Source organism: Bradyrhizobium sp. HKCCYLS2038, assembly GCF_051167655.1.
Taxonomy (GTDB): Bacteria; Pseudomonadota; Alphaproteobacteria; order Rhizobiales; family Xanthobacteraceae; genus Bradyrhizobium.
In genome coordinates this window covers 983,547-996,029 of the sequence record NZ_JBNPTM010000001.1, presented here as the reverse complement: position 1 = coordinate 996,029, position 12,483 = coordinate 983,547, and the positions used below count along the sequence as shown (strand labels likewise).

Genomic DNA, 12,483 nt, shown 5'->3' with positions numbered 1-12,483 from the left:
TTGGAGGACTGGCGGCGCAGCAGCAGGACAGTTTGACGCGCTTCGGCCGCAGCCCCGTTCGGAACGCCCCCCAGGGCCACACGTTGCCAAACCACGCGGACCGGCAGCGCGGTGCTGCCGTGCAGCCCAACCGTCCGCGTCATTCATGACACAGGGCTCAGCGCGAGCCGCAACGACGAACTGGAGCACCCGATGCGACCGACCCTTGTTGCCCTCTCCGCGATTCTTCTGACCGGCTCCGTCGGAGTCTCCGCCGCACCTGCGCCTTCTGCGGCAGTGGTACGCGAAGCGGCAACGGCTCCGATGCAGCTCGCGCAGCGCGATCACCGCGACGGACGCTGGCAGCGCGAGCAACGCCGCCATGACATGCGCGGCCACCACGGGCGGCGGCACGGTCCTCCCGCCGGCTGGCAGCGCTACCGCTATCGGCCGCACGACTATCACCGCCGCGGCTGCACGCAGATCGGGCCGGCCTGGTTCTGTCCGTAGGTCCAAGAGCGTCCCGCGCGCGTCCTCTTCGAGAGGCCGCGCGGGGCTCGCGGACCGCCCCGGCTCGAGCGTGAGCCGAGGCCTTATTCCCTGCGCATCAATGGCCCGTCAGAACCACCTTGACGCTCTGTGAACGATCGAGCGCAAGGCGCAGCGCATCGGGCGCGGCGCTGAGCGGACGTTCCGCCGTCACAAGGGCGAGCACGTCGACACTGGCGTCGGAAATCAGCTCGACCGCGGTCATGAACTCCGGACCGAAGCGGAATGAGCCGCGCAGGTCGATCTCCTTGGCCATGATCGCATTTGACGGCGTCGGAATTTGCCCGCCCGGCAGATTGCCGATCTGCACGACCACGCCGCCGCGCCTGACGATGCCGATCGCGCCGGCCAGCCCGGCCGCCGTACCCGACACCTCGAACGCGACGTCGAACGGAGCGGCAGCCGCCTGCGCCTTCAGGCCATCGTCACCGCCGGAAATGTCGAAGACATGGTCGGCGCCGAGCCGGCTTGCGAAAGCGAGCGGGGCCGGGGCGATATCGACGACCGTGATGTCGGCAGCGCCGGCGCGGCGCGCGGCGAGCATGGTGAGCAGCCCGATCGGACCGGCGCCGAACAACACGACGCGCTTGCCCTGGATGCCGCCGGCGCGTGCCACGGCGTGCAGGCAGACGGCGAGAGGTTCGGCCAGCGCTGCAGCCTGATAGGAGACGTGATCCGGAATCTTCACGCACTGCGCAGGAATGGCGTCGAAATAGCTGGCAAAGCCGCCCTGCATGTGCGGGGTCTTCGAGGCCGAGCCCATGAAGAAGATGTTCTCGCACAGGTTCAGGCGGCCCTCGCGGCAGGGTCCGCAGTGGCCGCACCAGCGCGACGGGTTGACGGCGACGCGGTCGCCGACCTTCACGCCGGATGCGGCGCCCGAGACTTCCATCACCTCGCCGGCGATCTCGTGGCCGAGCACCAGCGGCGACGTCACGACGAAGTCGCCGGTGCGGGCATGACGGAAGTAGTGCATGTCGGACCCACAGATGCCGCCGGCGCCGAAGCGGACCCGCACCATGCCGGACGCGAGCGGCTCAAGCGGCCGCTCCACGATGCGCAGATCCTCAGGGCCAAACAGCGTGGCGGCAAAGCTCGTCAAGGTCATTTCGCAAGCCCCATGTATCTCGGAAGTCCCAGCGTGAGCTCGGGGATGTAGGTGATGGCGATCAGCGCGAGCAGCAGCGGGACCAGCCAGGGAAGAATCGCCATCGTGGTCCGCTCGACAGACAGTTTTGCCACCCGCGCCAGCACGAACAACACCATTCCGAGCGGCGGATGCAGCAACCCGATCATCAGATTGAGCGTCATGACCAGCCCGAAATGGATCGGATCGATACCGAGCTTGAGCACGATCGGCATCAGAATCGGGACCAGGATGGTGATCGCCGCGATCGTATCGATGAAGCAGCCGACGAACAGGATCAGGATGTTGGCCAGCAGCAGGAACACCCATTTGTTCTGCGTGACGCTCAGAATGGCATCGGTCAGCGTCTGCGCAGCCTGCGACACCGTCAACAGCCAGGCGAAGATCGAGGCGGCGGTGACGATGAACAGTACGGAGGCGGTGGTCTCGATGGTGTCGAACGTCGCCTTCGCCACCGTGCGCAAGGTCATGGTGCGATAGCGCACCAGGCCGAGGAACAGCGACCAGATCACCGCCGCAACGGCGGCTTCCGTCGGCGTGAACCAGCCGAGCGTCATGCCGCCGATCAGGATTACCGGGGCCATCAGCGCCATGACGGCGGAGAAGTCGAAATACCAGTCGATTGCGAGCAGCACGACCAGACCGAGTCCCACCGCGATATTGACCGACAGGCCGGCGACGACGAGCAGCCATACGGCGAACGGAAACGCCAGCACGATCAGAACTTCGAGCGCAGCCGAGCCGAGCTGCGGCCAGGAAAACGGCGAGTCGCTGCCCCAGCCGTTCTTGTGCGCGAAATAGGCCACCGTCGCCATCATGGCCAGCGTCATCACCGCACCCGGGATGAGGCCGCCCAGGAACAGCGCCCCGATCGAGACGTTCGCCATCATGCCGTAGATCACGAACGGAAGCGACGGCGGGATGATCGGCCCGAGCGTGGCGGACGCGGCCGTGACGCCGACGGAGAACTCCGTCGAGTAGCCGTGATCCTTCATCGCCTTGATCTCGATGGTGCCGAGACCGGCGGCGTCGGCGATGGCGGTGCCGGACATGCCGGAGAAGATCACCGAGCCGATGATGTTGACGTGGCCGAGGCCACCGCGCATCCAGCCGACCAGCGCGACCGCAAAGCGGTAGATGCGGCCGGTGACGCCGGCGATGTTCATGAGGTTGCCGGCCAGGATGAAGAACGGAACGGCCAGCAGCGGAAAGCTTTCGACGCCGGCGATCATGCGCTGCGCCAGGGTGACGTCGGGCGTGATGCCGGTGATGAGGATATAGAGCAGCGAGGCCACCGCCATCGCTAGCGCGACCGGCAGGCCGACCAGCATCAGGAGGAGGAACGATCCGAGCAAGATCAGCATGGCGTCAGTCCTCCGTGCCGTCGAACGCGCCGGGACGTTCGAGAATGGAATAGCCGCGGCGCCAGTTCTGGATCGCAACCTGGATGGCGCGCGCGCTCATCAGCACGAAGCCGAACAGAACGAGATAGTAGACGTATTTTTTGGGAAACTTGATCGTCGTCATCCGCTCGTCGCCGATCACGTCGATGAACACCCAGACGAGCTTGATGACATAGGTCAGGAAGGCGATGCGGATGACGTCGATCGCCGTGGAGAGCGCGCGCGCCGGAAGCCGCGGCAGATAGCGAAACACCAGGTCGACCTGGATGTGCCGGGACATCCGCACGCACATCGCCGAGCCCACGAACACCACCGCGATCAGGCAGTAGGTCGCGATCTCCTCGGTCCAGGCATAGCTGTCGTTGAGCGCGTAACGGGTGAAGAATTGCAGGAAGACGCAGAGCGCCATGATCCAGAAGATCGCCAGCGCGATCCAATCTTCGGCCGCATAGGGGCTGAGATCGGCGGTGACGGGCTCGCCTTCCTGGAAAGTATGCGCAATTTCATCGGCCGTGGCCTGCCGATGCAATTCAGCGGTGGACATGGAAATTCCTTAAGCGCGCTAGGTGGTGGAGGCAACCCGTCCTTCCCGCCGGAGCGGCGGAAAGGACGACAGCTGCGCCGGCGTTACTTGACCGCCTGGATACGATCCCAGTCCGACTTGCGATAGTCGAAGCTCTCGAAGCTGATCGCCTTCATGACCGCTTCGCGGAACTCGTCCTTGTTCACCTCGGTGACGGTGAGCCCCTTGTCCTTGAAAAAGGCAACCAGCTTGGCCTCGTTGGCCTTGATCTCGCCCGTCGCCTTCGCCGCCGCTTCCTGCGCCACGTCGGTGAAGATCTTGCGGTCTTCCTCGCTCAGCTTCTTCCAGAGCCCGCCGGCGACGACCGTGTTGAGGTGATCGACGATGTGTCCGGTCAGCACGATGTACTTCTGGACCTCGTAGAACTTCTTGGCCTCGATGGTCGTCAGCGGGTTCTCCTGCGCGTCCACCGTGCCGTTCTGCAGCGCCAGATAGACCTCGGCGAAGGCGATCGGCGCGGTGTTGGCGCCGCAGGCGCGCGGCATCGCCAGATAGGCCGGCACGTCGGGCACGCGCATCTTCAGGCCCTTCATGTCGGCACAGCCCTTGAGCGGCTTGTTCGACGACGTCTGCCGCACGCCGTAATAGGTGACGGCGAGGATGTGATGGCCGCTCTTGTCCTCATAGCCCTTGGTGAGCTCCTTGAAGACGTCGCTCTTGGTGTAGGCGAGCAGATGGTCCGCATCGCGGAACGTGTAGGGATAGTAGGTCACGCCGATCGGCGGATAGCTCTTGGCCGCAAAGCTCGAGCCGGAAATGATGATGTCGACCGAGCCGAGCGAGAGGCCCTGGTTGATGTCGGTCTCCTTGCCGAGCTGGGACGCCGGATAGACGTCGATCTGATAGCGACCGTTGGTCCGCTTGCCGATCTCCTGCGCCGCCCACACCGAAGCGGTATGGAACGGCTCCGATGTCTCGTAGACATGGGCCCATTTCAGCTTGGTCTGAGCCATGCCGGTGGTCGGCGCGGTGATCAAGGCGGCGGCGGCCGCGATGGAAAGAACCGTCAATCTCTTCAACATTCCAACTTCCTCCCCTGGTTTGATATTCTCTTCTTCTCAAACGAAACGATTGATCTCATCCGCTGCGCGAGCGAACCCGCGGTGCCGGCGTTTCTGCACCGAAGCTCTGGGCAAACCGGTTTTGCGAGCGCGACAGATGCTCGCGCATCGCGCCCTGGGCCAGCGCGGAATCGCGCGCCACGATGGCGTGGCGAATCTCCTGGTGCTCGGCATAGGCCGTGCGCCACGATTCCGGGTTCTCGAAGTAGTTCGCGAGCTGCGTGAAATAGGGATTGAGGCGCTGGTCGAACAATTCGCCGACCACGCGCATCAGGACGGCGTTGCCGAGACATCCGGCCACCGCGATGTGGAAGGCGCGGTCGTGCACCATCATCGATTCACTGGGATCATCGGCGGCAGCCATTGCGGCCAGAGCCGCGTCGATGCGCGCGATGTCCTCTGGTGTCGCGAGCCGCGCCGCTTCACCGGCAATCGCGCCCTCGATGAACTCGCGTGCCCGCAGCAATTCGAACGGGCCTTCGATGATCGCGCTGGCCGGCACGGCGAATGCAGGCGCCGTGGGCTCGATGACATAGATGCCGGAGCCGACGCGGATGCGGACCCTGCCCTCGACCTCCAGCGCGATCAGCGCTTCGCGCACGGTCGGGCGCGACACTTTCAATTGTTCGGCAAGCTCGCGCTCGGTCGGCAGGCGGCTGCCGACGGGATACTCGCCGCCGTCGATCAGCGCGCGCAGTTGATCGGCGACCTGGCGGTAGAGGCGTCGTGCTTCCACGGCTTCCAGCGGCACACCGATATCCCTTCCCCGTGGGGCTTTCTTTGGCCAATTGGCCTGACCAATTGACCAGAGCATTGACGGAACTCGGCGAGCATGTCAAGCGAAGGGCCCGTAATCCTCCACATCCAGCCCCCATTTGGAGGCATTTTGCGCCTCTCTGCCTCGACCCTCGATCGGCTGCCGGCCGCCATCCGCCGCCCCCGCTACGACCGGACGGCGGTCAAACCGGGCATCGTCCACCTCGGCGTCGGTGCGTTTCATCGCGCGCACCAGGCCGTCGTCATCGACGACCTGCTTGCCGCCGGATCAGCCGAATGGGGAATCGTGGGCGCGAGCCTGCGCAGTCCCGAAACGCGCGACGCGCTGGCGCCGCAGGATTGTCTTTATACTGTGGCGGTCAGCTCCGGCGCCGGCACCGAGATCAGGGTGATCGGCTCGCTACTGGCGATGGAGGTGGGCAACGAAGATCCGGAGCGCCTGATCAGCCGGATGGCTGATCCGGCGACACGCATCGTGTCACTCACGGTCACGGAGAAGGGCTATTGCCACACGCCGCAGACCGGCGAGCTGGACGAGACGCATCCGGACATCGTGCATGATCTCGCCAACCCGCACGCGCCGCGGTCCGCCCCCGGCTTTCTCGTCGAAGCGCTGGCGCGCCGCAAGGCGGCGAACCTCCCGCCCTTCACGGTGCTGTGCTGCGACAATCTTTCCGCCAATGGCCGCACCGTGCAGCGCATCGTCAGCCGCTTCGCCGAACTGCGTGCCACGGATCTCGGCCGCTGGATCGAGGACCACGCCGCCTTCCCCTGCACGATGGTCGATCGCATCGTGCCGGAGACCACGGCCGCCGACCGCGCTGCGATCGCGTCCGCGCTCGGCATGACCGATGCGTGGCCGGTCATGACCGAGCCGTTCACGCAGTGGATCGTCGAGGATCGCTTCACCGCGGGACGGCCGGATTTCGCCGCTGCCGGCGTGCAGCTCGTGTCCGACGTCACCCCATTCGAGCACATGAAGCTGCGCCTGCTCAATGCCAGCCATTCGGCGCTCGCTTATCTCGGCTATCTCGCGGGCTATGAGACCATCGCCGCGACCATGACCGATGCGAGCTTTGCGGCGCTCGCGGCGCGCATCATGGACGACGCGGCCGTCACCTTGCAGATGCCTGAAGGCACCGACCTCGCCGCCTATCAGGCCTCATTGCTGCAGCGCTTCGCCAATCCGGCGCTGCATCACCGGACATGGCAGATCGCCATGGATGGATCGCAGAAGCTGCCGCAACGGCTGCTCGGCGCGATGCGCGACCGCTTGAAGCTCGGCTTGCCGATCGAAGCCCATGCGCTCGCAGTCGCCGGCTGGATGCGCTACGTCACCGCGCGCGACGAGCGCGGCAACGCCATCGACGTGCGGGATCCGATCGCAGCGAAGCTGAAAGCGATCGCAGACGAAGCCGGCCCCACAGCCGAACGGCTTGCGCCGGCCTTGCTGGCGGTCGAGCCGGTGTTCGGAACGCTGGGAAGCGATCCCCGCGTGGCAAGCGTGGTCACCAGCCAATTGGCGCAGCTGTTTCGGCTGGGTGCGCGACGAGCGGTTGCCGAACAGGCGATGGCCCCCGGCACGAGATAGCGCCGTCGGGAGGAATCGCGCCCGCTTCAGCGGCGCGGCTCAACGCTCCATGGCAGATCCGCAGCCCTTTGCGCCGCCGTGCTCTCGGCCCGGTCGCGCGGCACGGCAACCGCTGCCGGGCTCGGCTGCGGCAGACTCAGCACCGCCTTGCGTTGGTCGCGCTCCAGGATCACCTCGCGCCCTTGCACCGAGCGCAAGGTCCAGCCCTGGAATTCGTCGCCGAGCCGCAGCCGCAGTCCCACCTTGGTGGCCTGCTCGACGAAGATTGCAAAACTCTCCGCATCGCTTCCGATGGTGCCGACCAGCGTCAACTGCGGACGCTCGTCCTGCGGCTGCTTGGCCGAGGGCGCGACAGGCTTCGGTGCGGCTGCCGCAACAGGAGGCGGTGGCCGCCGCGACGACGAAAAGATCGGACGCTCACGGGTCACCGTCAGGCTGGAGAGCGGAATCTCCCAGAGCGGATTGGGGCTCAGCACACGCTCCACCGCAGGGGGCTGCGCTTCCTGCGGCCGAACGACGATGACAGGTTCTGGCGCGGGCTGCTCCCAAACTGACGACGGCCCCGAAGGGGCATCCTGGCGTGATGATGTGTCGAGATCGGGCGCGCCAGTCGGCAGCGCCATCGTGACTTCAGACGCGGCAAGCGAGGCCGCAACTAACAGCGCGAACCGCGCTCGGCATATGGGCGAAACGCGCATCATCATGATCTGGCGCCTTGCCATTGTCCGGACACGCTGAGCAGAACGCGCAGTTTGCCTGCGCTTGAGGAGCCCAGGCTGGCCGGCACCTGGACCGTCAACTGCTCCAGGAACAGGAAGGGTTGGCCGGCCTCGAGGTCGTAGAGCAGTCGCTGCAGACCGGGTTGGTCGATGTCGCAGCTCGCGACGATGGAGAGAAAGCCGCTCTTGGCTTGCGTGCCCTGCAGGTCGACCTGGGACGACAGCACGTTGCCGCCAAGCTTCGTGACCGCGGCCGTCACGCGCTGCAACAGCGCGGCTCCTGCAATCGTGACGGTCGCGCCTTCGAGAAATGGCGACCCGGCGGGACCCGTGACATCGTCGATCTGTCCGCGGGATGTCACCGGCTTTCGGCCCTCGAACTGCGCCAGCATCGTCTGCAGGTTCGAGACCTCGGCGTGCTGGCTCAGGACATCGGTCACGGCACTGCCGATGGCGAACAGCAGCAGCAGCATGACGCCGAGATATGAGCCGGCGGCAAAGATCGGCGTGGCGACGAGACTCCTCAATGTCAGCTTCCGAGTCATGAGCGGGATCCGAAATCGGCGGTGATGTGCGCCTCGATGTGAAAGCGCTCGCCCGGTTCGTTCTGGCCGCGCGTGGTCGGCGCGAAGAACGTCGCACGGGTGAACTGTGGCGACTGCTCGATTAGCCTGATCAGGGACGGCGCATCCTGCGTGAGACCCACGACCTGAACCTTGTCGCCATCGATCCTGAGTTCCGTCACATAGGTCGTGTCGGGCAAGGCGCGGGAGATCGCTTCCAGCACCATGACGCCCGACGGCGAGGTCTGCTTGCGCCTGGCGAGCAGCGCTTCCGATGAGCTACCCATCTGGTTGGCGCGCAATGCGGTGCGGTGCCTCGTGATCGAGCGCGCCAGCTCCTGCTGCTCGTCCTCGAGCGCGCCGCCGACATAGGCAGCAACCACAAGCGAAGCGGCGGCGGACAGCGCCACGCCGATCAGCAAGCGGCGCAACAGTCGCGGCACGTCGATCGCCGCGCCTGTCGGACCGAGTTTCCGTTGAAACACCTTGATCGGCGCCGTCGTTCTGACCGTGTCATCCGCCTCGACCAGCCCGGCAATCGATGCCGCGCCCGCGTGCGCCGCCAGTCCGACGAGCCGCTGGACCCTGTGCTGCGATGTCGCGGCGACGATCAGCGCGATCCGATCGCCCGCGACCGGCGCTGGCGCCGACAAGCCAAATACGGCATCGGCGGCGGTCCATGGAGTCAGGCGATCGATCTGGGCACGGACCATGCCCTGGAGGAAATCGGCCGCGGCTTTCGGAAACTCCACCGAGCGGCATAGCACCTGATCTGATCGCATGATCAGCTCGATGTGGCTGCCGCGCAGCGCGGCCTGCCATTCGCGTCTGAGCGCCGGTTCGAACCCGCCGTCCCACAGACGGAAATCAGTCGGCGGCAGACCCGCGCGCTTGCCCGGCGCCTGCTGCGCGGAGAAATGATCCGCTTCGCCTTCCACCAGCCGGACGCGCCTCGGTGGCTTGATCCGCGCCAGGGCCGCGTCGATGGCCGCAGCCACCGCCTCCATCCAGGCTACGAACAGATCCTTGATCTCGGAGATCATCGCTTTGCGCTCTCCTCACATCGCAGCCGGTCGGCGCGTCTGCGCGGCGGTGGCATCCTGCCATGACAGCACACGGAAAGGATCCTCGCCGTCGCGCATCGAGATGACCACCTCCGAGCCGAACTCGCGACCACTCGCGAGCCGAACACGGATTGTCAGGCGATAGGCCTCGCTGGGCGCCGCCGCCACGCTGGCCTTGGTGACGCCGAGGGCGGCTGCGACCGTCGCCGGTTCGTTGGCCAGCCCGCCTCGCTCATTGAGAAACTGCTTGAGCCGCAGCGGAGTCATTCCGGGAAGTGCGGCGACCACCTCCGGCGGCGCGTTGAGCGCGTCGACACCGGGCATGCCGGAAAACACCGTGACGAACGGCAGCGCGCGGTCGACGAGTGCCGGCGGAAGACCGAGCACGAGCGCCAGCTCGTTGACGTGGGCAAACGGCGCCTTGCGCGGCGCATAGGTGCGGCCGGCTGCGAGATAGAGTGAATCTTCACGGTCTGACGTCTCCGCGGTGGCCCTGCTGCGCCAGCCGACGATGCGCTCGGCATGGTGCAAGGCTTGGTCCGACGATGCGCCGAGCACGGCCATCAACCCGGCTAGCAATTCCTTCGGTGCAGCATTCAGATCGATCCGCGCCGCCTCCGAGGCGAAAGCCACGAACAGTTCGGCACCTCCGAGCTGCGCCTGAAACGCGCCACCAGGGGGGCGGGAGCGCGTGCGCGGAAGCTGGTTATCCTCACGCTGCGGCGGCGCCTGTTCGTCGGCAAGCCATATGCGATACGCAGTGAGCTCGACCGCCGCAGCGACGAGGGCCTCGGCCTGCAGCTCGGTGTCGTTGAGCGCAAGCGCCCGCGCCGAATTCGAGAGGTGCACGGAGAAGATCACGGCGAGTGCTGCGAGCACGGCGATCAGCCAGAGCACCGCGACCAGGACGAAGCCACGCTGGCAAGAGGCCGGATGACGAAGCGGAGAGGTCGGTGCCATCATCAACGTCTCCGCTCCGATCTCGTCCCGCCGGCGGCGTTGTCGGCACCAGCAGCATCCTTTTGAGCCCCATTGCCGTCATCGTCGGCCGTTCCGCCGCGGGCAGGAGCCTCGACATGAACACGCGTCACGGTCGATGCCGCCAAGGCGCGCTGACTGGCGGCATCTCGCACGGTCAGCCTGATCGCCGTCGGCAGCGCATCCATGTCGCGCCACTCATCATGGAAGACATGATCGGGACCGGCATAGGCGAACGACAGGCTGAACGGCGGCCGCAACAGCACGACCGGGTCCGCCACGCGGATCCGGCCGGCTTCAGCGCCCGCCGCCAACGGGACGAACGGCACGCGCATCCGCGCGGTCACCAGCCGTCCTTGATCCATGATCTCGCCGAACCGCACCACGTCGAGGCCGGTGCCGGCATTGGGCCCCAGTGCCGCGCGCACGAATGTCACCGCCAGCGCAGTGCCCTCGAACAGCGGCTTCGGCGACGTACGGCCGGCGGCGACGAACTCGGCGGCAGCAAGATCGGCTGCAATTCGCCGCATCGAAATCCCGATCAGCTCGCTCTGCTGGATCCGGTCGAAGCCGCGATTCCAGCTCGGCAACCATTGCGCCGTCAGCGTTGCCAGCGCGGACAGGACAAGGCCGGTCAAGGCCAACGACGCCAGCGCTTCGATCAGCGTGAAGCCCTGCTCGCCTGGACGAGCGACTGCCCCTCCCGTCCTCACCGCTTGGGCCCCCGCATCAATCGCACTGTCTCGAGCTCGATCGCCGCACCGGAGGGCGAGCGCACGTGGACCCGGACCAGCGCCGGGATCCAGGCCGCGTCGCCACGATCGTTCATCGCGCGTCCAGCGAATGGAGTGATGTCAACCTGCCAGCGGTGATCGTTGATGTTGCCGGTCAACCGGCCCGGCGCCAGATCCTCATGGATAGGGATGGCGGCCGAGAACACGGCTTGCGTGGTCTGCGCCAGCGCGACGTGATCCTCGAGCGTGCGCACGCCGCGGGCATTGGTCGACATCACGTGGCCGATGGCCACGATCGAAAGGGCGAAGATCGCGAGCGCGGTCAGCACCTCGATGATCGTGAACCCGGCCTCGTCGGCTTCAGCTGGCACCTTGACTGCGTGAAACAACTTCCACCCTTCCCGTCAGCCAGTTGACATGAATTTCATAGGAACTATCGAGCCCGGTCAGCGCGACGGCTCCGCCGCAACTGGTGCCATCGGCAAAGAAGCTGATGGTCGACAGCACGGCCCGCCGCCGGCATGTCTGCGGCAGCAGCGCATCGAAGCGCACGTCGGAGGGGATGCGGATCGCCTGCCCGGTCGCGCCCGACCGGATCGCGCGCGAGGGCGCATCCACCAGCGTCGACATTTCGCCGCCGCCACGGATCGCGGCGTTGCGATCGGCCTTCAGCAGTGAGGCAGCTTCGAGCGCATAGGCGTGCAGCCGCGCCCGCGACGTATTGCGCGGGAGCAATGGCAGCGCCACGGCCGCGAGCATCGCGACGAGTGCGATCACGCAAACCACCTCCAACAAGGTGAAGCCGTGTTCCGCCCTCCTCGTCTCGGGCCTCATCGGACGGCCTCACTCGCTGCTCGTGCCGGTCACACCGTCGAGCGAGATGTCGGCCGCCGTGCCGCTGCCCCCTTCCTGCCCATCGGATCCGAGGGAGACGATGTCAAAGGCGCTACGCCCGCCCGGCGCGCGATAGATGTACGGGTGGTTCCAGGGATCGTTCGGAACGCTGCCGCCCTTCAAATAAGGGCCATTCCAACCCGCTATCCCCGGCGTGCGCCGGGTCAGCGCGACCAGCCCCTCCGAGCTCGACGGATAGCGTCCGGCATCGAGATTGAACAGATCGAGCGCGCTGGCCAGGCTCTGCATCTGGATCTTGGCGGCCTTGACCTTGGACTCGCTCAAATAGTTGAGCACGCGTGGGCCGACGAGTCCCATGATCAGCCCGATGATCGTGATCACGACCAGCATCTCGACCAGGGTGAAGCCCTGCTCGCCGCAGCGCGCCCTGCCCTGACCAGCGCCGCGTGCATGAACTAATCGTCTCGACATCGCTCCTCC

The 12,483-nt window shown here is 66.2% G+C and carries 15 protein-coding genes; 2 read left to right on the top strand and 13 right to left on the bottom strand.

All coding sequences use genetic code 11. The features are described from left to right. Window positions 1–192: 192 nt before the first annotated feature. Window positions 193–489 (top strand): hypothetical protein, encoded by a 297-nt coding sequence (locus ACQR1I_RS04430; RefSeq protein ID WP_434867834.1) that lies wholly within the window; start codon window positions 193–195, stop codon window positions 487–489. 97 nt (window positions 490–586) lie between these two features. On the opposite strand, the gene ACQR1I_RS04425 is transcribed toward ACQR1I_RS04430, so the two are convergent. The 5 genes from ACQR1I_RS04425 to ACQR1I_RS04405 all read right to left on the bottom strand — a co-directional run bounded on the left by ACQR1I_RS04425 (window position 587) and on the right by ACQR1I_RS04405 (window position 5,473). Then, on the bottom strand, window positions 587–1,636 hold the full coding sequence (locus ACQR1I_RS04425; protein WP_434867835.1) for an L-idonate 5-dehydrogenase: 1,050 nt from the start codon (window positions 1,634–1,636) through the stop codon (window positions 587–589). Continuing rightward, window positions 1,633–3,039, bottom strand: a complete 1,407-nt coding sequence (locus ACQR1I_RS04420) for a TRAP transporter large permease (RefSeq protein WP_434867836.1) — start codon at window positions 3,037–3,039, stop codon at window positions 1,633–1,635. The genes ACQR1I_RS04425 and ACQR1I_RS04420 overlap by 4 nt, the downstream gene beginning before the upstream one ends. 4 nt (window positions 3,040–3,043) lie before the next feature. Beyond that, the gene (locus tag ACQR1I_RS04415) at window positions 3,044–3,622 is read right to left on the bottom strand and encodes a TRAP transporter small permease (protein WP_434867837.1); all 579 of its coding nucleotides are present in this window, start codon (window positions 3,620–3,622) and stop codon (window positions 3,044–3,046) included. A gap of 83 nt (window positions 3,623–3,705) precedes the next feature. Next, a complete protein-coding gene (locus ACQR1I_RS04410; RefSeq protein ID WP_434867838.1) occupies window positions 3,706–4,683 on the bottom strand; it encodes a sialic acid TRAP transporter substrate-binding protein SiaP in 978 nt (325 codons plus the stop codon). A 55-nt stretch (window positions 4,684–4,738) separates the two neighbouring features. Beyond that, window positions 4,739–5,473 carry a FadR/GntR family transcriptional regulator gene (locus ACQR1I_RS04405; protein ID WP_434867839.1) on the bottom strand — a complete coding sequence of 245 codons (735 nt, stop codon included), beginning with the start codon at window positions 5,471–5,473 and terminating at the stop codon, window positions 4,739–4,741. An 81-nt stretch (window positions 5,474–5,554) separates the two neighbouring features. On the opposite strand from ACQR1I_RS04405, the gene ACQR1I_RS04400 reads away from it, so the two are divergent. After that, window positions 5,555–7,090: a mannitol dehydrogenase family protein gene (locus ACQR1I_RS04400; protein ID WP_434867840.1), complete on the top strand. Its 1,536-nt coding sequence runs from the start codon at window positions 5,555–5,557 to the stop codon at window positions 7,088–7,090. Between the two features lie 26 nt (window positions 7,091–7,116). Here ACQR1I_RS04400 and ACQR1I_RS04395 read toward each other — a convergent pair whose 3' ends face one another. From ACQR1I_RS04395 to gspG, 8 genes are all read right to left on the bottom strand, one after another. Continuing rightward, window positions 7,117–7,713, bottom strand: a complete 597-nt coding sequence (locus tag ACQR1I_RS04395) for a hypothetical protein (RefSeq protein ID WP_434867841.1) — start codon at window positions 7,711–7,713, stop codon at window positions 7,117–7,119. A gap of 77 nt (window positions 7,714–7,790) precedes the next feature. Beyond that, window positions 7,791–8,354: a type II secretion system protein GspM gene (gspM, locus tag ACQR1I_RS04390; protein ID WP_434867842.1), complete on the bottom strand. Its 564-nt coding sequence runs from the start codon at window positions 8,352–8,354 to the stop codon at window positions 7,791–7,793. Then, window positions 8,351–9,415: a PilN domain-containing protein gene (locus ACQR1I_RS04385; RefSeq protein ID WP_434867843.1), complete on the bottom strand. Its 1,065-nt coding sequence runs from the start codon at window positions 9,413–9,415 to the stop codon at window positions 8,351–8,353. The genes gspM and ACQR1I_RS04385 overlap by 4 nt, the downstream gene beginning before the upstream one ends. Window positions 9,416–9,430: 15 nt before the next feature. Then, window positions 9,431–10,399, bottom strand: coding sequence for a general secretion pathway protein GspK (locus tag ACQR1I_RS04380; protein WP_434867844.1), 969 nt, complete (start codon window positions 10,397–10,399; stop codon window positions 9,431–9,433). After that, complete coding sequence (locus ACQR1I_RS04375; protein ID WP_434867845.1) at window positions 10,399–11,127, bottom strand: PulJ/GspJ family protein; 729 nt, start codon at window positions 11,125–11,127, stop codon at window positions 10,399–10,401. Before ACQR1I_RS04375 ends, ACQR1I_RS04380 begins: the two co-directional genes overlap by 1 nt. After that, window positions 11,124–11,519 carry a PulJ/GspJ family protein gene (locus tag ACQR1I_RS04370; RefSeq protein ID WP_434888706.1) on the bottom strand — a complete coding sequence of 132 codons (396 nt, stop codon included), beginning with the start codon at window positions 11,517–11,519 and terminating at the stop codon, window positions 11,124–11,126. Before ACQR1I_RS04370 ends, ACQR1I_RS04375 begins: the two co-directional genes overlap by 4 nt. Further along, window positions 11,509–11,982, bottom strand: coding sequence for a pilus assembly FimT family protein (locus ACQR1I_RS04365; RefSeq protein ID WP_434867847.1), 474 nt, complete (start codon window positions 11,980–11,982; stop codon window positions 11,509–11,511). Before ACQR1I_RS04365 ends, ACQR1I_RS04370 begins: the two co-directional genes overlap by 11 nt. Before the next feature lie 9 nt (window positions 11,983–11,991). After that, complete coding sequence (gene gspG, locus ACQR1I_RS04360) at window positions 11,992–12,474, bottom strand: type II secretion system major pseudopilin GspG (protein ID WP_434867848.1); 483 nt, start codon at window positions 12,472–12,474, stop codon at window positions 11,992–11,994. Between the last annotated feature and the right edge of the window lie 9 nt (window positions 12,475–12,483).